Here is a 586-nt window from a genome sequence, read left to right as displayed (position 1 = left end):
GGGCAATTCAGCTACGGCGCTGTGCTGGCAGCACAAGGGCGAATCGATGAGGCGCTCGGTTGGCTGACCAAGGCGCTGGAGGGTGGGAATCTTAACTTTTTGCAGGTCGCCGGTAGAGCATTGGTCAACGCTTCACATCCGACTATTCGAGCGCTGTCCGACGCTTATCGCCAACGAGCCGAGCAGTTGACTTTGACTTGACGGTCTTGTCGTCTCAAACACACCAGCTACTTTCTGAGTTCGTCATTTAATGGGCGACTGACGCAAGAACTTACTGCTTTCGCCAAACTCATTGGAATCCCATTCTGGTGAAAATTGGTTTCTCTCTTTTTGCTTGCCCAGAGTTGATGGCGTGTCGAGCGAATATCCGTTAGCGCCTTCCTGCGCATACAACATGTATTTAAATAAGTGTGGGTGGATGAAAACTAAACACTCGCGTCAGCTCTTTATTGAGTTCATATTTGGTGTGACTAGGTGTTGGTAATGTTTAGTTGTGGTTGTGAATTGAATGGATGTTGACTTTGTTTTCATTATTTTGGATAGTTTGGTTCGTTGCTATATTCACGTGATGGATATGTTGCGCATT

At 46.9% G+C, this 586-nt stretch carries 1 pseudogene; it reads left to right on the top strand.

The annotated features are described in order from the left end of the window. Positions 1–201 (top strand): annotated as a pseudogene (locus AC1DRJ_RS31730) (sel1 repeat family protein); the annotation flags it as partial. Positions 202–586 lie beyond the last annotated feature (385 nt).

Source organism: Pseudomonas sp. P5_B2 (assembly GCF_056400445.1).
Note: the sequence above shows the minus strand (reverse complement) of the source record. Positions and strands in the feature narration are given on the sequence as shown.